This is a genomic window from Paenibacillus sonchi, assembly GCF_016772475.1.
Classification (GTDB): domain Bacteria; phylum Bacillota; class Bacilli; order Paenibacillales; family Paenibacillaceae; genus Paenibacillus_AQ; species Paenibacillus_AQ sonchi.
On the sequence record NZ_CP068595.1, the window covers coordinates 5,901,019 to 5,927,045 of the forward strand.

The 26,027-nt window shown below is 52.6% G+C and carries 23 protein-coding genes and 2 pseudogenes; 5 read left to right on the forward strand and 20 right to left on the reverse strand.

All coding sequences use genetic code 11. The annotated features are described in order from the left end of the window. Positions 1-15 precede the first annotated feature (15 nt). The 4 genes and pseudogenes from miaA to mutS form a co-directional block, all read right to left on the reverse strand. Positions 16-996 (reverse strand): tRNA (adenosine(37)-N6)-dimethylallyltransferase MiaA, encoded by a 981-nt coding sequence (miaA, locus tag JI735_RS26350; protein ID WP_039836808.1) that lies wholly within the window; start codon positions 994-996, stop codon positions 16-18. Beyond that, positions 986-1,765, reverse strand: a complete 780-nt coding sequence (locus JI735_RS26355; protein ID WP_039836809.1) for a class I SAM-dependent methyltransferase — start codon at positions 1,763-1,765, stop codon at positions 986-988. The genes miaA and JI735_RS26355 overlap by 11 nt, the downstream gene beginning before the upstream one ends. Before the next feature lie 41 nt (positions 1,766-1,806). Then, positions 1,807-3,907 (reverse strand): annotated as a pseudogene (mutL, locus tag JI735_RS26360) (DNA mismatch repair endonuclease MutL). A 305-nt stretch (positions 3,908-4,212) separates the two neighbouring features. Then, positions 4,213-7,053, reverse strand: coding sequence for a DNA mismatch repair protein MutS (gene mutS, locus JI735_RS26365; protein WP_039839677.1), 2,841 nt, complete (start codon positions 7,051-7,053; stop codon positions 4,213-4,215). Between the two features lie 769 nt (positions 7,054-7,822). On the opposite strand from mutS, the gene JI735_RS26370 reads away from it, so the two are divergent. After that, positions 7,823-8,620, forward strand: coding sequence for a GNAT family N-acetyltransferase (locus tag JI735_RS26370; protein WP_039839675.1), 798 nt, complete (start codon positions 7,823-7,825; stop codon positions 8,618-8,620). Positions 8,621-9,166: 546 nt separating this feature from the next. Here JI735_RS26370 and JI735_RS26375 read toward each other — a convergent pair. The 11 genes from JI735_RS26375 to JI735_RS26425 form a co-directional block, all read right to left on the reverse strand. After that, the gene (locus tag JI735_RS26375) at positions 9,167-10,156 is read right to left on the reverse strand and encodes a putative amidoligase domain-containing protein (protein WP_202676590.1); all 990 of its coding nucleotides are present in this window, start codon (positions 10,154-10,156) and stop codon (positions 9,167-9,169) included. Then, entirely contained in the window at positions 10,108-10,599 is a 492-nt protein-coding gene (locus tag JI735_RS26380) for a hypothetical protein (RefSeq protein ID WP_202676591.1), read from the reverse strand. The genes JI735_RS26375 and JI735_RS26380 overlap by 49 nt, the downstream gene beginning before the upstream one ends. 186 nt (positions 10,600-10,785) lie before the next feature. Next, the gene (locus JI735_RS26385) at positions 10,786-11,343 is read right to left on the reverse strand and encodes an outer spore coat protein CotE (protein WP_020430772.1); all 558 of its coding nucleotides are present in this window, start codon (positions 11,341-11,343) and stop codon (positions 10,786-10,788) included. Between the two features lie 238 nt (positions 11,344-11,581). Continuing rightward, complete coding sequence (locus tag JI735_RS26390) at positions 11,582-12,499, reverse strand: IS3 family transposase (RefSeq protein ID WP_233181315.1); 918 nt, start codon at positions 12,497-12,499, stop codon at positions 11,582-11,584. After that, positions 12,421-12,735: a helix-turn-helix domain-containing protein gene (locus JI735_RS26395; RefSeq protein WP_039832618.1), complete on the reverse strand. Its 315-nt coding sequence runs from the start codon at positions 12,733-12,735 to the stop codon at positions 12,421-12,423. Before JI735_RS26395 ends, JI735_RS26390 begins: the two co-directional genes overlap by 79 nt. A 105-nt stretch (positions 12,736-12,840) precedes the next feature. Continuing rightward, positions 12,841-13,872: an HD-GYP domain-containing protein gene (locus tag JI735_RS26400; protein ID WP_233183491.1), complete on the reverse strand. Its 1,032-nt coding sequence runs from the start codon at positions 13,870-13,872 to the stop codon at positions 12,841-12,843. Between the two features lie 217 nt (positions 13,873-14,089). Then, positions 14,090-15,085: an aromatic acid exporter family protein gene (locus tag JI735_RS26405; RefSeq protein ID WP_202676592.1), complete on the reverse strand. Its 996-nt coding sequence runs from the start codon at positions 15,083-15,085 to the stop codon at positions 14,090-14,092. Between the two features lie 162 nt (positions 15,086-15,247). Next, positions 15,248-16,084, reverse strand: coding sequence for an ABC transporter permease (locus JI735_RS26410; RefSeq protein ID WP_039835007.1), 837 nt, complete (start codon positions 16,082-16,084; stop codon positions 15,248-15,250). Then, positions 16,081-16,860: an ABC transporter ATP-binding protein gene (locus JI735_RS26415; RefSeq protein WP_202676593.1), complete on the reverse strand. Its 780-nt coding sequence runs from the start codon at positions 16,858-16,860 to the stop codon at positions 16,081-16,083. The genes JI735_RS26410 and JI735_RS26415 overlap by 4 nt, the downstream gene beginning before the upstream one ends. 152 nt (positions 16,861-17,012) lie before the next feature. Continuing rightward, complete coding sequence (locus JI735_RS26420) at positions 17,013-18,020, reverse strand: ABC transporter substrate-binding protein (RefSeq protein ID WP_039835003.1); 1,008 nt, start codon at positions 18,018-18,020, stop codon at positions 17,013-17,015. Between the two features lie 190 nt (positions 18,021-18,210). After that, positions 18,211-18,879: a hypothetical protein gene (locus JI735_RS26425; RefSeq protein ID WP_039835002.1), complete on the reverse strand. Its 669-nt coding sequence runs from the start codon at positions 18,877-18,879 to the stop codon at positions 18,211-18,213. A gap of 138 nt (positions 18,880-19,017) precedes the next feature. Between JI735_RS26425 and JI735_RS26430 the strand changes: the two genes are divergently transcribed. Continuing rightward, positions 19,018-19,257, forward strand: a complete 240-nt coding sequence (locus JI735_RS26430; RefSeq protein ID WP_039835001.1) for a hypothetical protein — start codon at positions 19,018-19,020, stop codon at positions 19,255-19,257. A 101-nt stretch (positions 19,258-19,358) separates the two neighbouring features. On the opposite strand, the gene JI735_RS26435 is transcribed toward JI735_RS26430, so the two are convergent. Beyond that, a complete protein-coding gene (locus tag JI735_RS26435) occupies positions 19,359-19,499 on the reverse strand; it encodes a hypothetical protein (RefSeq protein WP_020430780.1) in 141 nt (46 codons plus the stop codon). Between the two features lie 330 nt (positions 19,500-19,829). Between JI735_RS26435 and JI735_RS26440 the strand changes: the two genes are divergently transcribed. After that, positions 19,830-20,456 (forward strand): FMN-dependent NADH-azoreductase, encoded by a 627-nt coding sequence (locus tag JI735_RS26440; protein WP_039835000.1) that lies wholly within the window; start codon positions 19,830-19,832, stop codon positions 20,454-20,456. A gap of 192 nt (positions 20,457-20,648) precedes the next feature. Here JI735_RS26440 and rsgA read toward each other — a convergent pair. From rsgA to JI735_RS26460, 4 genes and pseudogenes are all read right to left on the reverse strand, one after another. Then, positions 20,649-21,736, reverse strand: a pseudogene (rsgA, locus tag JI735_RS26445) (ribosome small subunit-dependent GTPase A). A gap of 530 nt (positions 21,737-22,266) precedes the next feature. Further along, a complete protein-coding gene (locus tag JI735_RS26450; protein WP_039834998.1) occupies positions 22,267-22,938 on the reverse strand; it encodes an HAD family hydrolase in 672 nt (223 codons plus the stop codon). Between the two features lie 140 nt (positions 22,939-23,078). Further along, a complete protein-coding gene (locus JI735_RS26455) occupies positions 23,079-23,537 on the reverse strand; it encodes a DUF3939 domain-containing protein (protein WP_039834997.1) in 459 nt (152 codons plus the stop codon). A gap of 121 nt (positions 23,538-23,658) precedes the next feature. Beyond that, positions 23,659-24,255, reverse strand: a complete 597-nt coding sequence (locus tag JI735_RS26460; RefSeq protein ID WP_039834996.1) for a DUF2087 domain-containing protein — start codon at positions 24,253-24,255, stop codon at positions 23,659-23,661. Positions 24,256-24,446: 191 nt separating this feature from the next. On the opposite strand from JI735_RS26460, the gene JI735_RS26465 reads away from it, so the two are divergent. Together JI735_RS26465 and JI735_RS26470 are read left to right on the forward strand one after the other, a co-directional pair. Then, the gene (locus JI735_RS26465) at positions 24,447-25,433 is read left to right on the forward strand and encodes a YpdA family putative bacillithiol disulfide reductase (RefSeq protein ID WP_039834995.1); all 987 of its coding nucleotides are present in this window, start codon (positions 24,447-24,449) and stop codon (positions 25,431-25,433) included. A 79-nt stretch (positions 25,434-25,512) separates the two neighbouring features. Continuing rightward, on the forward strand, positions 25,513-25,956 hold the full coding sequence (locus JI735_RS26470; protein ID WP_020430788.1) for a DUF441 domain-containing protein: 444 nt from the start codon (positions 25,513-25,515) through the stop codon (positions 25,954-25,956). The last annotated feature ends 71 nt before the right edge of the window (positions 25,957-26,027 follow it).

Below are 26,027 nucleotides of genomic sequence, written 5' to 3' on the forward strand. Positions count from 1 at the left end.
CGTACCCCCAATGGTTCAATTAGATTGTTCAGAAGTATATTCAAGACCTGAGAGAAACTTTCCTGCTATTATAGCACGGATTTTTTCAAAATTCTCTGAAAAGTTTTGGCTCTCATCGACGTTGATCCACTGAATCTCCTTCATGTGGCGAAACCATGACAACTGTCTTTTGGCGAATCGGCGGGTATCGCGTTTGAGAAGCGTCACAGCCTCGTCCAGCGTCATTTCTCCCGCGAGGTAAGCGGCAATTTCCTTGTAGCCCAGTCCCTGCATGGACACAAGGCTTCTGCTGTAGCCGCGTTGCAGCAGTCCTTCCACCTCTGCGACGAGTCCGTCCGCCAGCATCTGGTCAATTCGGTCTTCAATACGTTTATATAGTATTTTCCGGTCCATTGTCAAACCAATCAGGCAGAGTTCATAGGGAGATTCCTTTTTCTGGTCTGCATGGGATGCCGAAAGAGTTACCTTGGTCTGATGATGAATTTCCAGCGCACGGATGATCCGGCGGCGGTCATTGGGGTGAAGTCTGGCTGCGCTCTCCGGGTCTACTTCAGCCAGCCTGGCATGCAGCGCCTCAGCTCCATGGGCCTCTGCATAAGCGTCCTGCTCGCTGCGGAAGGCTTCATCCGCTACAGCCTCCGAGAAGCGGAAACCGTAGCACAGGGACTCAATATAGAGCCCGGTTCCGCCGACGATAAAAGGAAGCTTGCCTTTGCGGCTGATCTCTTCGATCAGCTTCGTCCCCTGCTCCTGAAATTCAGCAGCGGAATAAGCATCCCGGGGATCATGGATATCGATCAGATGATGGGGGATTCCCAGCATTTCCTCTGGTTTGATTTTGGCTGTCCCGATGTCCATCCCCCGGTACACCTGCATCGAGTCGCCAGAAATAATCTCTGCGTCATAGGCCTCAGCCAATTCAAGGCTTAACCTGGTTTTGCCAACAGCAGTCGGGCCAAGCAGCACCAGAACCCTGCGTCTTGTCTCAGTTGTCAATGGATATCACCCCGTACGATGTTTTGGCGCTGGCCCGCAGCAGCTCGGTAAAACCAAGCCGGGAGAATTCGCCGCTTAAGGCTTTTTCTTTCAAAAGCACGGTTTTGCGGGCGACCCGGACAGCCTCGGCGACACTCTCCGCCCTCAAGGCAGCGGCATTTGCGAACTGGCGCAGCGGCGATATTGCTGCCGAATCCGTCAAAGGCACACGGAACATGGGATCAAAATAGACAATATCTATACTGTTGTCCGGCTGCTCCCGCAGGTAAGCAAGATGGTCGCTGTGCACCACACGCACGCGGCGCAGGGCCTCATTCACCTTCTCCTGTCCCGAGATATAGTGGCTCATGCCTTCAAGCAGGAGCGCACAGAGCGGCAGGGAGCTCTCCAGCGCAGTAACGGTGGATGCCTCTCCGCCGTACACTGCAAACAGCAGGGAATCGCTGCCAAGCCCTGCCGTGCAGTCCAGCACACTGTCGCCAGGGACCATGCGGGCGGCCTCCAGCATCGGGTCCGGCTCCCCGCGGATAATCCGTTTGGCCCGGACAAAACCCATGCTGGGGTGAAATTCCATCGGCGGCATGCCCGGTGTAATCAGCCGCACTGACTCTTGCAGCACGACCAGGATCTCCCCGTCTTTGTAGCGTTCCGCCATTTTGGACATGGACAATCTGCCTCTTGGCGCATACATAGTACCGGTTCGCTCTGCAAGGCTTTTGGCCCGCATTTCGATGGCCGGGATCGGGTCAAAGCCCGTTGTTATAATCATGTTGCCTCCGTTCCTGCTCACAACAAATGCAGATAGATCAATTACATTACACGCTTGAACAGCTTCTCCAAATCGTAGGAGGAAAAGGATACTACAATCGGCCGTCCATGCGGGCAGGTATACGGCTGACGGCAGGCTGCGAGCCGTGAGAGCAACGACTCCACCTCATGCTCCGTCAGCTTCTGGTTAGCTTTGATCGAAGCCTTGCAGGAGCAGAGTATCGATGATTTCTCGCGCAGCTTAGCAAGGTCAATCGACCGCTCGCTGAGGACCCATTCCGCCATCTCTTCAATCACGGCTTTCTCGTCCCCCTCCGGGAACCAGTAGGGCAGGGAACGGACCAGGAAGGTCTGTCCCCCGAAATGTTCAAGATACACCCCCGCCTGCTGGAACCAGTGCAGCCGCTCGCTGAGCTGTTTGCTCTCCGACGGCGTGAACTCCAGTGTAATCGGCAGCAGCAGCTCCTGCGAAGCGTCCTCGGGGCGTCCGAATTTCTCATAATAGTACTCGTAATTCACCCGTTCATGCGCCGCATGCTGGTCAATCAGATACAGCCCGCTGTCATTCTGGGCAATAATATATGTTCCGTGATGCTGGCCGATATAGTTCAGCTCCGGAAACTGCGGCAGCCCGGCATCCTCTGTGCCGGGGGAGCATACAGCTCCTCCGCCGAGGGCATCTGCCCCTTTGCGGGATTCACCGGCGGGAATTGGCGGTAGCTTTCGCTGCCCGCCCCTTCCCGACGCTGAGCAGCGGCCTGCGGAGCGCTGCCGCTGTATGCAGCCGCCCGCTCCCGCGACTGGGAGCTCAGGCCGGAGCTGCTGCTATACGGCGCAGCCCCGGCTGCGGCTGCGCCAAACAGCGGCGCGTCATTGCCGCCGCTGCGGCCCCCATCCAGGGGCGGCAGCGGCAGGCCGCCGAGCGCCCCCGGGGAACGGAGCGGCTCGCTGCCGCCCGCTCCGCTTACAGGCACAGCACCTCCGGGCGCTGGAGCTTGCCCGGTCCGCGGATAGCCGGGCTCTGCGGCGCTCCGGCCCAAGGCCTCTTCCTGAGGCGGAGGCGGAACCGCGCCCTTGGGAAAAGCAAACTGCTCCTGGATAAAGGAGCTGCTGCCCTTGGCGCCAATGATTTCTTTGCTTGGCCGGGGAATAAGGCTCTGTCCCAGCAGCACCTTGCGGATTTCCTGCTCTACGAAGGCATAGAGCTCCGCCTCCTTGCTGAAGCGGACCTCCAGCTTCGCAGGATGAACATTGACGTCGACAAGGGACGGGTGCATCTCCAGCTGCAGAACCAGCAGCGGGTAGCGGTTGATCGGCAGGAGCGTATGATAGGCCCGCATAATCGCTGCATTCAGCCCGTTGCTGCGGATGTAGCGCCCCCAACAATCGTAGTGACCGCATTGCGGTTCGAACGGGTCCACTCCGGGCGGCTGACATAGCCGGAAATCCGGTAATCCGGGTCTTCCGCAGCAAGCGGCAGCATCGCCTTGGCCGCAGAGGTGCCGTACACGGCGGCAATGACCTGCAGCAGGTCACCGTTTCCAAGCGTATGCAGCAGCTGATTGCCGTTATGATGCAGCGTGAAGGAGATGGACGGGTGCGCCAGCGCCACGCGGTACATGGTGTCGGAAATATGCCCCAGCTCCGTTTGTACGCTTTTCATATATTTCAGCCTTGCCGGAGTATTATAAAATAATTCCCTTACCGCAAGATCACTGCCCTTGCCCGATGGCTCGTCCTCATTGCGGATCAGCTTGCCTCCTTCGATGTCCAGAGCCCTGCCCTTGCCGTCCTCATTGCTTGAAGTAAGCAGGGACAGCTTCGACACGGAAGCGATACTGGGCAGGGCTTCCCCGCGAAATCCGAGGGAGGTGATTTGAAACAAATCCCTGCCGTTCAGGATTTTGCTTGTTGCATGACGGTAGAAAGCCGTTTCGCAATCCTCGGGATCAATACCCGAGCCGTTGTCCTTCACCCGGATGCTTTGCAGCCCGCCTTCCTCTACAGACACTTCAATGCGGGTGCTTCCGGCGTCGATGGCGTTCTCCACAAGCTCCTTAACGACCGAAGCGGGCCGCTCCACCACTTCCCCCGCAGCAATCTGGTTGGCAATATGCTCATCAAGCACATGAATTTTGGCCATATTCATTTCACCTCGCGATTAAGCTGTTATAAATCTCTTTTGTATCACCCAGCGATACCTGATAACTGCATTTTCAGCAATTAAAAGGATGCTTAAACTGATATTTTCAGTTATAAATGTACTCGATGCAGTTAAAATTGGTGGAAAACCTTTTTTACGCAATAACTTTCTAAATTAATTGCACGGATTGCAACTAAACGGGTCTCAGCGCAAAAAAAGCACCTTTTAGTTGTATGAAATACAGTTAGAATCTCTGAGAAACGTAAAGTGAACACGCAAGTATTCACTTAAGCGAACACGCAGCCCTATAGCTCCTTCGCCTTCATCTTCAACTCGTTCAGCAGGCCCATCGCCTGCAGCGGCGTCATATTCATGAGGTCTGCGCTCTGAACGGCAGAGATCAGCTCTTTAACCAGCGGATTCTCCTTGACCGCCGGAGCGGCTGCCCCGCCCTTGCGGTTCTTGCGCGGCTCTTCCTCGCCAAAAATGGAGAGCTGAACAACCTCATTGTCCTCCTCCGCTGCGGAAGAGGCAAGCGAAACGGCCGTTTCTAACCGGACAGCCGCCAAGGAAGCATCGGACGAACCGCCGCCTGAATGTACTGACCCGCTGCGTGTGGAGGCATAGGCTTGGCCTCCGGCGGCCGGGCCTTCTCCGGAATTCGGCGGCACAGCGAGTTCCTGCTTCTCCTGAATACCCTGTCCGGTATGTTCAGTATAGCCTGAGCCATAATTGAGCGACACCGTTCCCGGAGGGGCTGCCTGCTCAATACTCTGAAGCAGTCCGTACGCCCGGTCAATAATGCCTTCGGGAAGGCCTGCCAGACGGGCGCAATAAATCCCGTAGCTGCTGTCTGCCGCTCCCGGCACGAGCTTGCGCAGAAAGTTGACTTTGTCGCCGCTTTCCTGTACTGCCATCGAGTAGTTGCGCAGTCCCTGGAGGCTCTGCTCCAGATGGGCCAGCTCATGAAAATGCGTCGAGACCAAGGCCTTGCAGGCGATGGTGTCATGCACATATTCAATCACCGCCTGGGCAATCGCCATCCCTTCGCTTGTTGATGTGCCCCGGCCCAGCTCGTCGATGATGATCAGACTGCGTGCCGTTGCTTTTTCGGTCATGACCTGGATATCCGCCATCTCCACCATAAAGGTGCTCTGTCCGCCGATCAGATCATCCGCAGCACCGATCCGCGTAAAGATGCGGTCGATCAGCGGAACCTCCGCACTGCCTGCCGGAACAAAGCAGCCAATCTGGGCCAGGATGCAGATGAGGGCAACCTGGCGCATGTAAGTGCTTTTTCCCGCCATGTTCGGGCCGGTGATCAGAAGTATATTGCCTTCATCCTTGCTGAGCGTGCTGCCGTTGGCAATAAAAGCCGCATCCTTCAGCACCGCCTCCACTACCGGATGGCGCCCGCCCGTAATCCGCAGATCATAGCCGTCCGTCAGCTTGGGCTTCACAAAGCGGTGTTCGGCGCTGACCGCCGCCAGGCACTGGTACACATCGATCTCGGCCACCTTTTCGGCTAATGCCTGAAGCCGGGGGATCTGCGCACTGATCCGGTCACGCAGCTCGATAAAAAGGCTGTATTCCAGATCGGTCATCTTGTCCTGTGCTTCCAGGATCAAGGCTTCTTTCTCTTTCAGCTCCGGTGTAACGAAACGCTCGGTGTTCGCCAGCGTCTGCTTGCGCTCATATCTTCCTTCCGGCAGGGAAGACAGGTTGGAGCGGGTGATTTCAATATAATAGCCGAAGATTTTGTTATAGCCGATCTTCAGGGATTTGATCCCAGTGGCCTGGCGCTCCTTGGCCTCCAGCTCGGCAATCCAGCGTTTTCCGCTGCTGCTGGCCTCCCTCAGCTCATCCAGACGTTCATGGTAGCCTGCACGGATAATTCCGCCATCCCGCACCGATACAGGAGCTTCTTCAACGATTGCCCGGTCGATATCCTCGCGCAGCTCGGCACATACATCCATGCTGGCGCCAATCTCCCGCAGCGTCGCCGAGCCGGATGCCATACACATGTCCTTCAGCGCCGGAATCTGGGCGAGCGACAGCTTCAGCGCATTCATGTCACGCCCGTTGGCGCTGCCGAAGGCGATCCGTCCAACCAGCCGCTCCAGATCGTAGATCTCTTTGAGCGCTCCGCGCAGATCCTCCCGCACGATAAACTGGTTGTACAAATAGTCGACCGCCTCCAGCCTCCGTTCAATCGGCGCACGCTGCAGAAGCGGCTTGTCAATTCTGCGGCGCAGCAGACGGCCGCCCATCGATGTTTCGGTACGGTCAAGCAGCCAGAGCAGCGAGCCTTTTTTGGAACGCTCGCGCACGGTTTCGGTCAGCTCCAGATTGCGCCGGGTGAACGGGTCCAGAATCATATAATTCCCCGGTTCATACGGCGAAATCTGGCTCAGCTGACCCAGGGAGCGCCGCTGGGTTTCGCTCAGATAGGAGATCAGCAGCGCCAGGCACAGGCCGCGCTCTTTCTCCAGACGCACCCAGGCGGCTTCACCGAACTGGCGGCGGGCCAGCTCTTCTTCGCGCTTCTCCCACGGAGTATAGACAACCGGCTTCGCGAGCAGCGATGCTTCACTCCGCAGCATGTCCAGCAGCGCGGCATCCCCGATAATCTCGGCCGGCTCATAAATGCCGATTTCATCCCTCAGCCATTCGGCACCCGAGAGCACAGAAGTGACATACAGCTCACCTGTGGTCAAATCACAAGCAGCGAGTGCCATCATCCCGTCCTCTTCAGTCACACAGACGAGGTAATTGTTGTTTTTGTCGGCAATGATCTTCCCGTCCATCACCGTTCCCGGTGTCACTACGCGGACAATGTCGCGCCGGACCATCCCCTTCGTTACTGCCGGATCATCCAGCTGCTCGCAGATGGCGACCTTGTAGCCTTTTTCAATCAGGCGCTGTATGTACCCCTCGGCGGCATGGTAAGGCACACCACACATGGGAATGCGCTCTTCGCCTCCACCCTCGCGGCCTGTTAATGTGATCTCAAGCTCCTTGGAAGCAAGAATCGCATCCTCAAAAAACATTTCATAGAAATCGCCCAGACGGAAGAAAAGGAAAGCATCCTTGGCTCCTTCCTTCACTTTCAGATATTGCTGTATCATCGGCGTATAATTTGCCATCGTTAACCTCCATGCCTACTTCATACTGTTCTCTATTATAGCAGAAAGTGGTCCGGCAAAGTTACCCCGGCCGCGCTCTTCACAAGAGCTGCCTTGCCGGGTACCGGAAATGCCCCAATGAAAGACAGGCCGAAAAACCATGTGAAATCAATGGAAGCCCAATGCATTAAGGTTTAAAAGTGTGCTTTTGATTCAGGATGCAGTAAAATCACTATGTACGCTAAGTAAGCTAAACTTCCAAATTGACCAGCAGAAGCAGCCTCACCGTCCTTCTATATAGATTGAATTTGAAAATATCCAAACAGGGAAAAGCGGCGGAAGAGAAGGCTGGAACTCACAATCTTCCATATCAACCCGTGTGTTACCGTTTCTCACTAAAGCTTGTCTGTAAAGGAGCGGATGCGTTTGCCTGAAAGCTTCCCGTAGGAAAGCTCGCTATCTTCAGCATCGGCAGGCTGCGGATTTCCACCGCGAACAGCGGGTTACAATCAAGAAATCTGCAGATGGGCAGCGGCCGGAAGTCCAAACATTCTCTGGAGTCATGGCCCATCCCAAATAGAAAAATCACAAGTTCAATTTATATAGTGGATAAAATCATTTCAACAGGATAGAGTTGCGATGTTCGCAACGCGCACAATAATCTCCTGGCACGCGTTGTACTGAACCACTGGGCATATATCGCGCAGTACGGCGGACTGGTCAGTGCCTGGTGCAATTCTGAAGTTTAACGTAACTAGAATGGATTCAGAGATAACAAGGAGGAGATCGGATGATCCGGAAGCTTGGGGAAGCTGACCGTGCGCCGCTGATGACGCTGGTTAGCAAAGAGCCCGCATTGAATTTGTTTATCATCGGGGATGTGGAGAATTTTGGGTTTGAACAGGAGTTTATGGAGCTGTGGGGCGACTTCCGTGAGGAGGATGGCCAGTTAATTGCTGTATTGCTGCGCTTTTATGGAAGCTTTATTCCTTACGCCGACGGACCTTTTGATGCGGCGGGATTCGCGGAGCTGATGCAGGCGGGCCCGAAATTTGAGATGGTATCCGGTTCAGCAGAAACAGTCCGGGCTGTGGCGGAACATTTGAACATCCGCAAGGAAAAGCAAATGCGGTTCGCCGAGCTGCGGGAGCTGAACAGCACACCGACCACAACCGCAGCATCCGCACATGCCATCCGCCAAGCAACCACAGACGATGTCGATGCAATCTGTTCGCTCACCGACCAGATTGAGGAATTCGACAACAACCCGGAGGATTCGCGCAGCAGCCTGCGGAAAACACTGGAGACCGGCACGGGCCGGACCTACTATATGGAACAGGATGGAAAGGTGATCGCCACAGCCTCTACTGCAGCAGAAAGCTCGATGTCGGCTATGGTCGTAGCCGTTGCCACACACCCCGCATACAGAGGGCAGGGACTGGCCAGCCGATTGGTTGCCCGCCTAAGTGCCGATATGCTGCATGAAGGCCGCACCCCCTGCCTGTTCTACAACGATCCGCAGGCCGCTCTGATCTACCGCAAGCTTGGATATCAGGATATCGGGTTCTGGACGATGCTCTATGTTTGATTGCCGGTGAATCTTGGTTTTTAAAAAAATGGGGTTGTTTCCAAAGGCATCCAATACCAGAGTCCTTACCCTTACCTTAGTCTGGAAGAGATGCGTCAAAGGTAAAAATACCTTTGATTTGACTGCACCGGGGCACTGGGGCGCTATCAAAGGTAAATTACCCTTGATTCGCCGGTCCCGGGGAGTTGGGGGTGCAATCAAAGGTAAATATGCCTTTGGTTTCGGCAACGGGGATGGCCAAGTGGAAAAAGGGAGCTTAATTTCCTCATAAATAAACAATCGTGAGGATTAAGTGGAAAAAGGGAACTTAATTCGGTAATATTCCCTTATTTAGAGCGAAGTGGGCTGAATTAGTGTACCTTTTTCCACTTAGCTGCCCGGGTTGCTTGATGCTCAGACAAATTAGTGATACTTTTTCCACCTAACCAGCAAACGAAGTGTCGGGAAGAAACTATTCTCTATACACAACCTTCTTGACACTACCGTTGGGGCGAATCAAAGGTAAAAATACCTTTGATTTGACTGCAGCCGGGGCGTCTGGGCACCTTATTGCGCCATATCCTGCTCACTTGAGCGCAGTTTGCCGCACCACAGCCCGCGGATGTCGCGGGACTCATCCCAGGTCTGTTCAGCGGCAATATAGCTGAACAGCGGCTCTATATAACGCGCTGCCTGCGCATAGCCAGGCAGTGCGCGGAGCTGCGCCGCAAGCGGAGGGAACGCGGCGCGCAGCGGCGGTTTGTCGCCGCTATAGTAGGCGGCATGCAGGTCTTCCCGGTCGAGCGGCCGCAGGGTGAGGTCTTCATAGCGGCTCACAATCAGGTGAGCCAGGAAGACCGCACCTTTGGCGATGACCGGGGACACCAGGAAGCTCGGCAGGGTCCGGTATTCAAAGCCGCCATGCGGCTGAAGCCGGAAATCGCCGAGCCCCCCGTACCTCGGACGCCGTGCTGCCGCACGGGCGTCCTCCAGCAGCAGCAGCGGCAGCGCGAGGTAGTTGTCGAGCGCGCGCAGAAGCGGCGCGCACAGCGTCACGCCGCTGAAGTGCAGATGGCCGCCGAGGGCCCAGCCCGGCAGCGGCATGCCTCCCGCCCGCCAGCGCAGCGAGCGGTCTTGGATGAGCCGGTCCGCCGTGCGCGCGGCGGACATCAGCTGCGCCAGCAGCGCGCGCGGTTCCCCGCGCGGTGCAGGGCGCAGCTCGGCGACCGGGAACGCGCCGCGCGTTCCCGGAGGCCCGGCGTCGCAGCCGGCGACGCCGTCCATGGGCAGGTACCGCGACGCCGGCACGGCGCGGCCTGTGGATTCCCGGAGCAGGAGGAACTCCGGGTCCATGCCCATCAGCAGCCCGGGACGGCCGGGCTGCTCCAGAGCCAGGGAGCGGGCCAGCGCCAGCGAGGCCGCGCGGTAGGGCTCCGGCAGCACCCCGCCGGAGCCTGCCCGGAGCGGCGTGACCTTGTCGACCCTGTAGCGGCGGCCGCCCAGGGTCTTCAGCAGCACCTCGCCGCTGTCCAGGCCAAGGGTGTACAGCGCCCGCACCGCTGTATCCCGGATTTTCCCCGCCGCGCCGCGCTGGCGGCCGGAGGATGCCGGGTTTGCGGACCGGCTGTGCCCCCTTGCGGTTCCCCCTCCGTCAGGGGGTGCGGAATCCGCTCTTGACCGTGCAAGGCTATATCCGCCAAGGCAGTTCCCTCACCCACTGCATTTCCCCGCGCCGCCCCCGCACGGATGACAGGAGGCAAAGAAGCCGGCTTCATTGCTGCCCCCGTTCCGAGCGGCCGGATTTCCAGCACCTCCAGGTTAAATACACGGACCCGGTAATACTGCTTGTACGAACGGGCCTCCGCAGACTGTCGGGTTGTCCCCTTCCCTAGTCCTGAACCTTCTGCCGGCACCAGCAAAGTTTCCAATCCGCTGCGCCGAAGCCTGTCTTCCCGCTGGGCAGCGGACCATAGCAAGTATGTAGGGAGCCCCTCATTCATAACTCCTTCTCCTCCCGGATTCTTACCGCGGGCAGGGCAGCACCTTCCTTTTCATTGCACCGCTGCCCCTGGCGGAAAAATAAAAAAAATAAAAAAGGAGGGCATTCGCCCTCTTCACCGCCGCCCCTACTACATATAATGGATTAAAACCCACCCGATATCAGTTGGCGGCGGCGATGCTCTTCCTTACAGCTCATCATCCAGGGCGTCAGGGTCCAGATCATCATAATCGAAGCTTTCCCCATCAAAATCATAATCCTTGTCTTCCGGATCATCGCTTTGATCGGTGACATACACGCGGACCTTGGTCTCAGCCACCAATTCCGCCTCGAATTCCCGTTCCACCCGAAGCGTCACACTGCCCCCGCCCGGAGAGACGCCTGCTTCCACACAGTTGGGTTCCTGCGTTGCCTCCGCAGAGACCTCAACCGTGGCGGCACGGTGTCTCGGGTCCAGGTACGACAGCGGAATGAGCTCCACATAGGAGACCGTTTCCTTGGCAACCTCCGTCTGCTTGTTTTTGTCGTACGAGTACCAGATGTTTACATCGTAAGTACCGATTACTTCGATTCCGTTCCCGGCGGCAACCGCTTCGTACTGGTGGTTGATAATCCAAGCCCCCAGAATACTCGTCGGATGGTGTGGCGGAGTCACGGTATGGGTTGCTGTAGAGAACTTACGACCTTTGCCGCAAATTGCCTTCGTAATGATCTCCCTTGTTTGACGTTTATGGCTTAATGACATCTTTGAACCTCCTCCATACAATCATTCACTATCAAGTGTATGCACGTTCTGGGCATTTGTTGATTGTTAGAGTAGAAATAAATTTGGGTAAGCCCTCAGCGGAGCTTTTTTAACAAGAGTCATAGTTCATTTTATTGTGAAATTTCCCCGGATATGAATAGATCAGTTAATCCTATCGCAAAAAAAACCCCTGTAGATCCTGGTCAAGCCCCTATTTTGTAGACACTGAAAAAAGACCCTAGGCTGTAAGCTGCTTCCGGTACTCCACCGGAGGCAGCTTATTTAGTCTTCGTTGCGGTCGATACTGGTTGTAAAATTGAATATAGGCTTCAATTCGTCTTTGTGCCTCGTCCAGATTTCGGATATCATAAGGGTAGAGCCCTTCCGTTTTGAGATGCGAGAAGAAGCTCTCCATGGAGGCATTGTCATAACAATTTCCTCGGCGGGACATGCTGATTCGGGCGCCAACCTTTGGCAGCATGTCATGGTATGCATGAGACGTGTATTGGAATCCCTGGTCGCTGTGAACGATCAGTCCGGTCACGTCTTTTGTCTTGTTAAAGGCTTTCTCAAAGGTCTGTAGAACCAGTGGATTGTCATTTTTCTGACTCATGTGGTAGGCTACAATTTCATTGTTAAACAAATCTTTCACCGCAGAAAGATAGAGCCACGATTCTCCCACCCGGTATTGAGTCACATCGGTAACCCATTTTTGGTTAGGAGCATCCGCCTTGAAATCTCGCTTCAGTAAGTTTTTAGCGACTCGCCCTCCGTCCGAAGATGCGTAATTACAGCGATGTTTTCGCCTTATTCGTGACCGGATTCCAAGTACCTGCATGAGCCGTAGCACCTTCTTATGATTCATCCAGACTCCATGATCCTGCAGCAAGAATAACTGGATCTGTCGGTATCCGTAAACTCCGTTGTAGTGCTCGTAAACCTTCTTCACAAGTTCTCTATCTTCTCGGTCCCGATCGAATGCTTTGCGCTTTAGAAAGGCGTAATATCCGCTTCTGGAGACCCCAAACACTTTGCACAAATGACGAACCGGATATTCACTTGAGGCTCTCTCAATCGTTACATACCGCTCTGTTTCATCTCCTGCATCCAGATTTCCAAGCACTTTTTTAGCATTTCGTTCTCCTGTTTGAGCCATTTGACCTGTCTTTCTTGATCGACATATTGTTCTCGCCGTCCTCGCTGGTCCACAAGTCCGAACTCTCCCAGTTCCCGGTATTTCCTCATCCATGTTTTCAACCGATGTCTGTCTGTAATTTCGAACTTCTCCATAATTTTACGATAGGTCCAACCTTCGACCATATGAAGACGTATTGCCTCCAGCTTTGTTTCATAAGAATACGTTTTAGACTTCTTTCCTTTAATCGCTGGCATAAAAAATGCACCCCCTAGAATTCATCGGATAAACCAGGGGTTTATTCCAATGTCTATTCTAAGGGGTGCACTTCAATCCTCTACAGGGGCTGCTGCTGTTCAGGGCTATTGCGGGATTACACGCACAATCCCAAGATGTCTGTTCTTGCTGAGATCGATGAAATCCTCCCCGATGTTCACCAAAGGACGAAGCGGATCATGCGCCAGAATCATGATGATTTTGCCCATCCGTCCGTCTGTTAACAGCACCTCGTTGCCTATCATTGACTGCATAAGCTTACTAATAAAAACACCGCAAATATAAGGATCAAGCTTCCCGAAGGAGTAGTCCTCCATCTGAGTCAGAACTTCATAGAGCGGCGCCGCCTCGCTGTAGAACCGGTCTGAAGTCATCGCATGAAAAATATCCGTAACGGCTACTATTTTGCTGAAGTCCGTAATCCGGTGTCCCAGTACTCCGAACGGATAACCGCTCCCGTCCATTCGTTCATGATGCTGCAGCGCGACAAGCGCCTGCATATGCGTCGTGCCCGGTGTATCTCTGACCAGCTCGTAGCCATGCGTCGTGTGCTTTTTCATGATATCAAATTCTTCATCCGTCAGCGGCCCCGGCTTGGTTAAAATTTCGGCCGGAATCATAATTTTCCCGATATCATGAAGGGTTGCAGCAATGGTCAGCATGCCCAGCTCTTCCCGGTCCAGCTTAAGCCACTTGCCCAGAAGTGTTGATAATATGCCTACAGCAACGTTATGCCTGTATGTATAATCATCTTTGGTCTGCAGTGCAGCCAGGATTCCGAAGAAGTCATTCTTCTCGCTTACTTGCTGGATAAAAGGAATAACTTCATTTTTGAGCTCAAGCATCGGCAGCCGCTTGCTCTTGGTATAGCGCAGCTGATCAAAAATATTCTCCATAGCTGCCGTACAATCATCCACGGCCAGCTGATAGAATGCTTCGCTGTCTAATTGAATGACATCATGGGGCTGAAGGATAATCCGGTGCTGGGTGATTAACCGGACATGCTCCGAGCTCAGAAGCGTCATTGCGGGCAGTACAAATACGCCATTGTGATTAAAGAGGTTGTCTACTAGCTGTTTGCCGATATATTGTTCATTGCCGTTGTTCACCTTCGTCACCTGCCAGTGCAGAATTCACACCCCGTGAATTAGCTGCTGTAATTGGAATATGTGCCGAACCATTCATTGATAATATAGTATATCCTGGTTTCCTTAAGCCTATATGAACGCAGCACAAAACAAACACTCACATTTTGTCATATATCTCTTATCGTAATTTCATACCAAAAGATGAATACCTAATTCTTCCTTCTTGCCATCATCGCCTAAATTCTTTCTAGACACGTGTATTTCCTTTTGCCGGCAAAGGCCGTTTTACCGGTTTGATATCGACCGGCATCTTATATCTCTTGGCTATGTTGAGATATAACGAGAGCTCGCGGCATAGCTGCAAAATAGCTGAACGGACCTCGAATTCCTCGCGGGTTTCCGGCAGCTCCATCCCCTGAAATTCCTTTTCCAGCCCATCAAGCAGTTTTTCTGTCCGGCCGGTATATTCTTCAGCCAGCACATCATTGCTCAGCTGATCGAACAAATCCGCAACCATGTCCCCGTGAGGGAGCTGGCGGTAGACCTGCGAGAGGAGCTGCATCATGTTCTGGATCGATTCCAGCTGTTCCTTGCGCATGTAAAAATACACATTCCAAGCCTCATCCGGATGAATGACATGGTTCTCCATTTCCCTGGAGGCAGCCGTAAGTCCACGCTGGACCGCCTCTCCTGCGCCAATTAGCTCCTTGCCGTCCCAGAGATACCCGGGATCACGCAGCGTACGCGCCATTTGCGTAAATATCACCGAAAAATAACCGTCCACTTCTTTGCGGATTCCAGCAATAACGCCGCCGGTCTGCGGCATATAGATCAGATTGACCAGTCCGGCCGATCCCAGGCCTACGAACAATAGCTCTATCTGCTGCAGCAGAACATGTACAGACAGCTCGGCTTGTCCAAAAACCCGGAAAACAATAACGGAACTGGTCACGATTCCTTCCTTGTAGCCCGATTTCACAATCATGGGAAATCCGACCAGCACATACAGGCCCAGCACCCAATAATGAAATCCAAGGAAGAAAAACAAAATGCAGCCGAAAAAAAGTCCTACAAGGGAGGCCAGAAAACGCGCCGTGATGGTGCGCAGACTCCTTTTTCGTGTGGTTTCCACCCCCAGAATCGCGAGCAGACCCGCACTTTGCGCGTTGGGAATGCCCACAGCGGCTGCCAGCAGGATCGACAACAGAGTCGCAGCCGCCGTTTTGATAACTCGAAATCCCATGTAATACCTCTCCTTGCGAGCTTGATAAGTCCTGTCTCCTCTGGGGGCTTCATCCGATTCACCAGTTGGAATAGCAGGCTTATAATGTTGTCTATATAGTTTTCAGGTAAAGATATAGACATGGTACAAGATTTTGCGGATCGGCACAATATGACATATTTCTCACCGCCGCGACAAAATCAGCTTTTCCACATAAACCACCAGTTGATACATAGCTGTAGCCACAGCCGCAATAATCAGCAGACTGGACATCACCAGTGTAAAGTTGAACACCTGAAAGCCGTAAATGATCAGATACCCAAGCCCCGATTTGGCCGCCAAAAATTCGCCTACAATCACACCTACCCATGACATGCCTACATTGACCTTCAGCGTGGAAACAACAGTGGGAAAAGAAGAAGGCAGTATTACCTTGTTGAATACCTGCACCCGTGAAGCTCCGAACGACCTTGCCACTTTCACCAAATTCGGATCAACATTGCAAAAGCTGTTGTACACTACCAGGGTGGTTATAATCACCGTGATGGACAGCGTCGTCACCACAATCGCCGTAAAGCCCGCACCGAACATCACAATGAAAATAGGTCCCAGCGCCACCTTCGGCATACTGTTAAAGACGACCATATACGGATCAAGCACTGCAGACAAAAACGGCGACCACCAGATGACAATGGCAAGAAGTGTGCCAAGCAGTGTCCCGAGCAGAAAACCCACAACCGTTTCCGCAACCGTCATGCCCAGATGCGGCCACAGGCTGCCGCTGGCTATATCGCCCCAAATTTGCCCGAAGACCTTGGTGGGATAACTGAACAGCAGCTTATCGATCCAGCCCAGCCGGGCTCCGGCCTCCCAGAGCGCAAAGAACAGTACCAGCAAACTGCCGCGGACAGCGGTTACCCGGTTGTGCCAGCGCCGTTTTTTCTTCTGGTGTTCACTATGCTTCTCTTCCAGCCACAGCGCACGCGAGGCTGCGGTTTCAATTTGTTCAACCGACTTCACAACTCCCCCCTCCCTGCCAGCTCCATTTCCTTCCACACCTCATGGAAAAGCTCCGCAAACCCCGGCAAGTCCCGCGCGTATAGCGGAGGTGTGCTCCGGATCGCTTCGGGCACGGTAAATATTTTCCGGATCTTTCCGGGATTCGGCTGCAGCAAAATCACCCGGCTGCTGACAGCAATGGCCTCGGACAGATCATGGGTAACAAGAATTGCCGTTGTGCCGCGTCTGCGCAGCGTCTCCGACACCAGATCCTCAAGCTGAAGCTTGATTTGGTAATCCAGCGCTGAGAAAGGCTCATCCAGCAGCAGCAGGCCCGGATCTGTGGATAGTGTCCGCACCAGCGCCACCCGCTGGCGCATGCCCCCGGACAACTGTGCCGGGTAGGCATGCTCTTTGCCGGCCAGACCCATCTCACCCAGCAGCCCGATGGTTTTCTGCCGCGAGCTTTCGTTCAGACGTCCAGTGAGCTCCAGCCCGAGCAGGGCATTATCCAGAATCGTCCGCCACGGAAAAAGATAATCCTGCTGCAGCATGTAGCCCACCTCAGGCGAAGGGCCGCTGACCGCATGCCCGCTCACGAACACCTCTCCGCGCGAGGGCTGCAGAAGTCCGGCGATGATCGACAGGAGTGTGGTTTTACCACAGCCGCTGGGGCCGACCAGACTGACGAACTCTCCGGCTTCCACGTAAAGGCTGAAATTCTCGACGGCAAGCGACGCCTCGCGGTCCCCCAGATAGGCATGCGTCACTTCCTTTAGCTGCACAATGGGAAGCATATCGCCCCTCCTAAAAGTTTTATGGAGCATAACTTCTTGATTCTCTTCGTCATAAAACTCGCTTCGGAAGCATCTGCTTAAGTTTTATAAGCTTTCGCTTCGGAAGCATTTGCTTAAGTTTTATGGAGCATAACTCTACTGCAGGTATCCGCTCATTTCACGCTGGCTTCTGCTTTCTCGGCAAAGCTGTTGTCGACGATTTTGGCTTCCGGAACACGGGCCTTTAATTCACCGGCGTTATCCATAACATCCAGCAGATTGTTCCATTCTTTGCCGTCAATGACCGGATTTACTGCATAGGTGTCCTGCTCTTTGTAGCGCTTAACCGAAGAGATCACAATATCCCGGTCGGTATTCTCAAAATAAGGCAGGATTGCATCGGCAATCTCCTCCGGGCTGTGCTCCTTCACCCAAACCTGGGCGCGCTGGATGGCATTGGTGAATTTTTGTACCGTATCCCCGTTTTTGCTGATATAGCTTTGTTTGGACATAAACACCGTATAAGGCAGATAGCCGCTTTCCACGCCAAAAGATGCTACAACACTACCGCGCTGTTCACGCTCAAAGATGGAGGCTGTGGGTTCGAAAAGCTGCACATAATCCCCCGTCCCGGAGGCAAAAGCACCGGCAATGTTGGCAAAATCAATATTCTGAATCAGCGTAAGATCCTTTCCGGCATCAATGCCTTTCTGCAGCAGGGTAAAAGCGCCGGCCATCTGCGGCATACCGCCTTTTCTTTGCCCGAGGAAGGTGCTCCCCTTCAATTTGTCCCAGTTGAAATCCGCATCCGCCTTCCGCGCGAACAGGAATGTGCCGTCACGCTGGGTCAGCTGGGCGAAATTGATGACAGGATCATCTGCCCCCTGCTGGTACACGTAAATTGAAGTTTCCGATCCCACAAGCGCCACATCAATGGCCCCGGAGAGCAGAGCCGTCATCGTTTTGTCTCCGCCTGGGATCGTCTGCAGCTCTGCCTCCAGCCCTTCATCCTTGAAAAAATTCTGGGATAATGCCACATATTCAGGCGCATAAAAGACCGAACGGGTGACTTCGCCGATCTTCACCTTCACCGCAGCCGAGTCACTGCCGCAACCGGCAAGGACAGACAGGCACATGGTGAGGATCATGAGCGGCAGCGAGATTTTTTTCCTGAGATTCATCCTTCATTCTCCTTTCTTCCCGGGTCTTCGCCCTTGCTTAAAGCATATGCTTCTGCCTAAAGATTGGTTAACTGACATGAAGTGCAGCGCACCATACTCATATCCAGCCTGAGATGCGCAACTATAAAGCGCTTACATAAAAAGGCCTCCATGAATCAAGGCGAACCCACACTTCCACCTTGTTCAACGGTTATTCTCCATTAGATACCTCTATGGGCTGCAGCAGCCATTTATAAAAGATAGAGCATAGCTGAGGTCTGGTCAGCGGCACCGCGATCATCCAGTCTTCTGCCGGCCTGCCGCTGACGCGCACCAGCCAGCCCCCGGAATTGTTCTCCATATACAAGGCGCGCTGAAAAGACCAGATACCCTCATGCAAGGAACATAGCTTAAGCTCTCCCTCTGCAGTCGGGCTCTTCATCACGCTGGCCAGCTGTGGGGAATTTACAACATCTCCCGTCTCGGCTGTCAGCCGTTCAGTCAACACGTATAAAGTATAAGCGTCTGACTGCTCCCGTAGCTCTTCATACTTGCGTCTGGACATCAGCAATGCAGGTGAATCCGAAAGGGTGCTGTATGTAAGCTGAAAGCAATTCAGCAGATAAAAGGACGCACGCTTGATCTCTTCCGGTGTCTTCAGTTCACAGTCGGAGGCATCCGTATCTATCAGGTGGGATAACAGTATTGTATCTTTAAAAACCTGCAGACATAAATCCTGCGTATATTCCCCTTCGCTGAATTTCAACCTGCAAATTCTGTCCGCAGAGGCTGCTCTTTGCAGCACCCCTTCAACTTTTTCATTACCTGATGTTTCAGGGAACAGAAAATGCGCTAAATATAACTTATCATTGTTATTCACATCAAGGTTTCCTTCCCGGAAAGGCTTCAAGCTATAAAACTTGTAATCTTTATGTTATCATAAGCTAATTTTAAGGTAAAATTAAGAAAGTAAGGGTATGATCTATATCATGAAATACTTGTAGCGAGGTGATTTCAAATGAGAATGCTCATCACATTTCAGAACAAGATTGTACCTGTGTACTTCACTACAGAAAATAAACAGCCTACACAAAAAGTGCTTCGATTGCTAAACAACACGCTGGAACTTAAAATTCAAAAGGGCAAAAGCGCCCTGCAGAAATGTTTGAATTCTCTGATCAGTATCGAAATTAAAGGCTCTGAAGCTATATTGCACAGTTACAGTGAAAATGATTCATTGGCGTTATCCCTCTATTAATAGAGGGATATTTTTTTGCACAGGAAAAAGAGCACCTCCCTTACATAAGGAAAATGCCCCATTATATATATTGCCGAATGCCCGCTTCACTAACTGGCTGGTTAGCTGATTCGCTCAGGGGTTTTATTCTCTTGCTTTTCCGCCTTTTGAATCCGCAGCTTGAACAGCTTTACCAGATTTCGCCGGGTATGCTCTTCCTGACAGCTGTCCAATTTTTTAATGATGAACCGGTCAATGGACATGTCACTCGCTCCTTTGTTATTGGATTCTGTTACAGCCGGAACGGAGAGGAAATCCTTTCCTTATTCCTTGTAACACCTATATAACCGGGTCCCTGCGACCTTAAACCCGGGCCAAAAACACAAAAATAACCGTGCGAAACCTGCGGTACTACATCTTGACCTTTCAAAGTAAAATAGCTGCCCACTGCCCGGAGATATGGTAGCTGCGCAAAGAAAAGCGCATTGGTGTCGAGCGGATAATTTTTTTATCCGACGGATATTTACAAACAAATAATTAAATGCTATATTAAATATAGTTAATAAATATTAGATACTTAAGGAGAAATCATAATGTCAAAAGTACTTTTCGTTAAGGCTAACAACCGCCCGGCAGATCAAGCAGTGAGTGTGCAGCTTTACAACACCTTCCTGGCAAGCTACAAGGAAACTCATCCGCAAGATGAAATTACAGAACTTGATTTGTTCGCTGAACAGCTTCCTTACTATGACAACACATTGATTACCGGGATTTACAAAGCTGCTCAAGGGTACGAAGCTACTCCTGAAGAGGCTGCAGGCGCTGCTACAGTGAAGAAATATGTGGATCAATTCCTGGCCGCTGACAAAGTAGTCTTTGCTTTCCCGCTGTGGAACATGACTGTTCCGGCTGTACTGCATACCTACATCGATTACTTGAGCCAGGCAGGCGTTACATTTAAGTACACTGCTGAAGGTCCGGTTGGACTGGTAACTGACAAAAAAGCAATGATTCTGAATGCCAGAGGCGGCGTTTATTCCGAAGGACCGGCTGCCAGTGCAGAAATGGCTGTTAACTATGTGGCAGGCATGTTGAACTTCTGGGGCTTCAAAGAAACGACTCAGGTCATTATCGAAGGACACAACCAGAATCCGCAGCAATCTGCAGAAATTATCGCCAAAGGCCTGGAACTGGCTAAAACTGCCGCTGCATCGTTCTAAATGGCCAGAAGCGTTAAAAGTCCGGTTCTTTTTTAGACATCCGCACTTTTTACAGACATCTCCTTTTTACATCAGCCGGACTTTTATTTATATATAGTTTGGCAGAGTGCTTCTTCAAGAAGCTTCGCCGGACGCAAGATAAGGGACACCCTGCAGCTGTTATAGGCTGCAGAGTGTCCCTTTCGATTTTCCTCAATATTCGTCCAGCTCATGCCGCCAGTTAGAGTTACGGGTACGTGAGCCCGCAGATTTTGTTGCAGCAGCAGTTTTCCGCTTTTGCTTCACCTCTTTGCTGCTCTGATACTGCAGTTCCCGCTGGGTTTTCCGGTAATTCAAGAGCCGTTTCTCCTCCAGCTCCCCGCTGGCCACAGCCTCAAGTACAGCGCAGCCTTCTTCATGTTCATGCCTGCAATCACCGAAACGGCATTCGGCTGCCAATCTGGTGATGTCGCCGAAAGCAAGATCAAGTCCGCCTTCATCCTCCCATAACTGCAGCTCGCGCATTCCCGGAGTGTCCACAATGATGCCGCCATCCGGCAGAACAAACAGTTCCCGGTGGGTAGTCGTATGCCTGCCCCGGCTGTCATCCTCTCTTACATCCTGGGTTAGCTGAATAGCCTGGCCACTGAGCCAATTGACCATCGTTGATTTGCCGCAGCCTGAGGAACCGGTAAGGGCTACGGTCTGCCTTATGCCGATATACGGCAGCAGCTCTTCCCGCCCGTCGCCCAAGAGCGCGCTGACCGCATGGATGGCTACACCGGGTGCCACCCGCTCCATCTCGGCGATTTTATGCTCGGCATCCGGGCACAAATCGGATTTGGTTAACAAAATCACCGGATTGGCCCCGCTGTTCCACGCCATGATCAGATACCGCTCCATCCGCCGGACATTGAAATCATCATTAAGGGCGCTGACCAGAAATAATGTATCCACATTGGAGGCAACAATCTGCTCCTCCAGAGTATTTCCGGCAACCTTTCGTGAAATCACGCTGTGCCGGGGCAGGACACCGTGAATGACCGCATGCTCCCCGCCATCCTGCAGCGCCAGAACCACCCAGTCCCCGACAGCCGGGTATTCTCCGGAGTCTGTCAGCGAATGTCTGAGTTTGCCGGCCAGTTCCCCCATGTCTCCCCGTTCTCCGCCATGACCCGGTATTTGCTGCCAAAGTCGCCCACGATTCTTCCCGGAACATACCCCTTCCCCTCATTCCCTGTTATCCTTTCATTCCACTTGCTTTGCCAATTCTTATTCCAGCCGTATTGTTCTATTGTCATTATTGCCTCCTGAATGGTTTAACTTTTTGAAATTTCCGCATTACAACCTGTCTGATTCTGATTCTGATTCTGATTCTGATTCTGCTTCTGCTTCACGCATTTCCCGGAACACAAAAAGCCGCCGGAATTCCATTCCGGCGGCATCCCTGCAGAGCCTCTCTTCAGCCACAGGCAAAAGAAAAGCTTACAGAACATATACGAAAAGTACGGCCTCTTCCCCATGGCGGGACAGGCCGGTAATTTCCGTGCGTGCACAGGTACAGCCATACCTAAGTGCTGTATGCACACGCAAAAAAGCCGCCGGAACCGATACGGTTCCCGGCGGCTCTAAAAGGCAACATAGAGCTGGCCCGCTAAGCTGCAATTCCTACACTGCAGCCGCTGTTCCCGGAAGACACGTATCACAAGCAGTATTCAACGATAACGAAATAACCGTATAAACTGACATATAACATCGTCTCCTTCCGAACTAATATGGTGTAATGATAAACGGAGCTGCATTATTTTGTCAACCTGCAAATCTCATCCGTCTATAAAATAGACTTCAGCTCATCCAGCTCTTGAATGGTTTTCCACGGATGTGCATCCAGCTTCTCATCCCACGGATGGTTGCGCTTCAGCCATATCGTCTCCATCCCTGCCTTGGCTGCACCCCAGATATCATTTACCGGATGATCTCCGATGAACAATGTTTCCTCTGCCTTCGTCCCGAGACACTCAAGGGCAAAGCGGTAGATCTCCGGATCCGGCTTACTGATCCCGGCCTCTCCGGAGATGACGATGGCCTTGAAGTAACCCCGGAGCTTAAGCAGATCGATTTTGCCATACTGGATATCCTTCTTGCCGTTTGTGACCAGTCCGAGCGTATAGCCGCGCTCCCGGCAGTATTCCAGCATCTCTACGGCATGCTTCATAAGCGCTCCATGGGTGATATATGTTCTGTCATAATAAGCCCGAATATCCGCAGCGGTCACTTTTTTCTTCCAGGGCAGCACATCGCTCAGTTCGGCAAAAAAGCCATCCTTATCACGGTATCCGTCCGCATCTCTGACGATAATATCCTCTACGGTGCGCTCCGCCTCTTCCGGGCCCATATGCCCGAGGAAATCCTGTACGAACTTCCTGCTGAAGCTGCGGAAAGTATGGTCGCGGTCCATTAATGTGTTGTCCAGATCGAACAGCAAAGCTTGTACTTCTTTCATTCCAAGTTCCCCTTATACCTGAATTTCATTCCGTATCCAGTCAGAAATCCATTGTACTATGGGGGAACACGCAAAGAAAAGACCATTCCGCAAAAAAGGCCTCACACCTCCTTCAGCTGAACAGTCTGCAGATACAGAAATCAGGACTCAAAATACTCCGGCCGGTGCGTAAGCATCATTTCTTCCTCAGTAATATACAATGGAAAAGGCGGCGTCTCCTTCAAATACCGTTCCGTGGCCAGCAGCCGGTAGTGTACCTCGGGCAGCCAGGCATCTTCAACAAGCGGAAGCTTGCCGGTATCGCTGATGTAGTTATCGACAGCCGATTGAACCAGGTCAAGATAATAAGGCACGAGCTTGTCGGACTCCTCAAAAATCTCAAAGGTTTCGCGTGACATATAGAACTTTTGCTCAGGCACTCCGCCTAAGTAACGTTTGAGCCGGCTTAAGTCAATGCTTTTGTCTTCCATAATCAGGGCCGTGCGGTTGATGGGAGCGGGCATATCTTCTTCAAATTGCCTTACAGCCTGTTTGATCTGCGGCAAGGTAACAGTAAGAGGGACGGTGGGCGTATTCTTTTTGGCGCGCTTGAATATCATACTGAAAGTCTCCTTTCGAAGTATATGTCAGACAACGCTTACAATTCCATTTTATTCGTTAATCAGACATTTAATCAGCTTGCCCGCCTTTTGTCACAAAAAATACCCAAATTTTAGATCATTATTTGACATTTTCCCAATGTGTCCACAACTCCGGCGGGTTCAGCTCATAGTGATCGTTCTCGCGGTACATGAATTGATGCATAATGAACTCGCGGCGAATGGTAGCATAATCCTCGTGAAAGGGCTTGATGAACTCATTGATTTCCTTCTCGGTATAGACCACACCAGGCTCCAGCTTCTCGGCCATATATTGCAATGCGATCAGCTTCTTCTTGTACTGTGAGGGAATCTGCCGCAGGTGGCCGTCCTTGGCAAAAAAATTGCGCAGCACGGATTCCTTCAGCCTTGCGTCCGGAGACACTTCCTCCATCTCTTCCACTCCCTTGGCAAAAATAAATTTCAGCGATGCCTCTGAACCGGCCTGGATGAACTCGGGATTCAGCGCAAAATAAACCGTGTTCTTGTCCCTCCGCTCTTTGATTAACGCAGCTTCCCGCAGTTTGGCGGCATGATGGGTAACCGTGGGCTGCGACAGATTCAGCTTCTCGGCCAGGGCCTGCCCGTGAACTTCCCCCTTGGACAGCAGCAGCAGAATCCGCAGACGCGTAGGGTCGGACAAGGCCTTGTGGTAATTGACAATTTTCTCAAGCTGCAATAGGGTCACTCTCCTATAAATACAGGCAAATTTTATAAAATCAATAATTTAGATATATATCTAATTATATACCATCCAATGAACCACAGCAAGCAAATTCACCAGAATTGCCGGGAGGAATGGCGAAAATTTAATATTTAGGGTACGCTTTATAGTAAACGCAATTTATACTTCGGGAGGTTCATCGTTTTATGAAAGATGTCATCATTATCGGTGCAGGCCCTTGCGGACTATCCGCAGGCATTGAATGCCAGCGCCGCGGGTTGTCCAGCCTGATCATCGAAAAGAATTTTATTGTCCATTCCATTTATCTCTATCCGACCAACATGCAGTTTTTCAGCACAACCGCACTGCTGGAAATCGGGGATGTGCCTTTTACTTCACCGAATGACAAACCTTTCCGCCATGAAGCACTCGTCTACTACCGCCGCGCCGCCGAACAACACGGGCTGGACATTGCCGCCTATGAGGAAGCCCTCTCCGTGAAGCCGCTGGAAGACGGGACCTTTGCTGTACATACCCGCAACAAACGAGGGGAGACTTATACCCGCACGGCTGCCAACGTCATTATTTCTACTGGCTATTTCGATCAGCCGAACCTGATTGGCATTCCGGGAGAGGAGCTTCCCAAGGTCACCCATTATTTTGGGGAAGCCCATCCGTACACAGGGATGAAGGTTACCGTCATCGGGGGCAGCAATTCCGCTGTCGATGCGGCACTGGAGCTGCTCAGGGTCGGTGCCGAAGTGGATATGATCTACCGGGGAGCCAGTATTTCTGAGAATATCAAGCCTTGGGTACGGCCGGTCTTCGAGAGTATGGTGGCGAAGGACAAGATTGTTCTGCATCTGGAATCACGGGTAACTGAAATCACACCGGGCTCGGTGCATATCACAGGGCGGAACGGCAAGGTGAAGGAGCTGGATAACGATTTTGTACTGGCTTTAACAGGATTCAGGCCGAGCAGAACGCTGCTCTCCTCAGCCGGAGTAAGCATGGACGAGACCCAAGAGAAGCCGGCCTTCAATCCCTCCACTATGGAGAGCAATGTGCCCGGACTTTATATCGCAGGAGTCATTGCCTCCGGGCGCAACGCCAATGAGGTATTTATCGAAACCGGGCGCGGGCACGGCAAACTGATCGCAGACCATATTATTTCCAAACGTCTCGCCGACTAGCATCCGGGTTTCATAAACTCCGTGTCCGGTCCATATGATAAGCATTGTGTGTATCTCAGAAAAGGAGTGTACCGCCTCCATGGATATTACCTCTTTACTGCTGCTCGGTTTTGCGGCACTGGGCATCATCAGCAAAAATTCACCGGTCACGATAGCGGTGGTCGTCCTGCTGCTGCTGCGTGTGCTTGGACTTCAACAGACATTTCCCTGGCTGGAAAAGTACGGACTGACAGCCGGAATCATTATCTTGACAATCGGCGTAATGACACCTCTGGCCAGCGGAAAAATATCATTAGACACCATCTGGCACTCCTTCCTGCACTGGAAGTCGCTCGCGGCCATCGGCATCGGCATGCTGGTCGCCTATCTCGGGGGCCGTGGCGCTCTGCTGATGGGCAGTCAGCCCACCGTTGTCGCCGGGCTGCTGATCGGCACCGTACTGGGTGTCGCTTTCTTCAAGGGGGTTCCGGTCGGGCCGCTGATTGCCGCCGGAATTCTATCTCTGCTGATCGGCAGAGGATAAAGGCTGCTGCTGACTATAAAAGGCTGCCCGGACGCTTCCAAAAGCGCCAGGCAGCCTTTTAACCTTTTTTA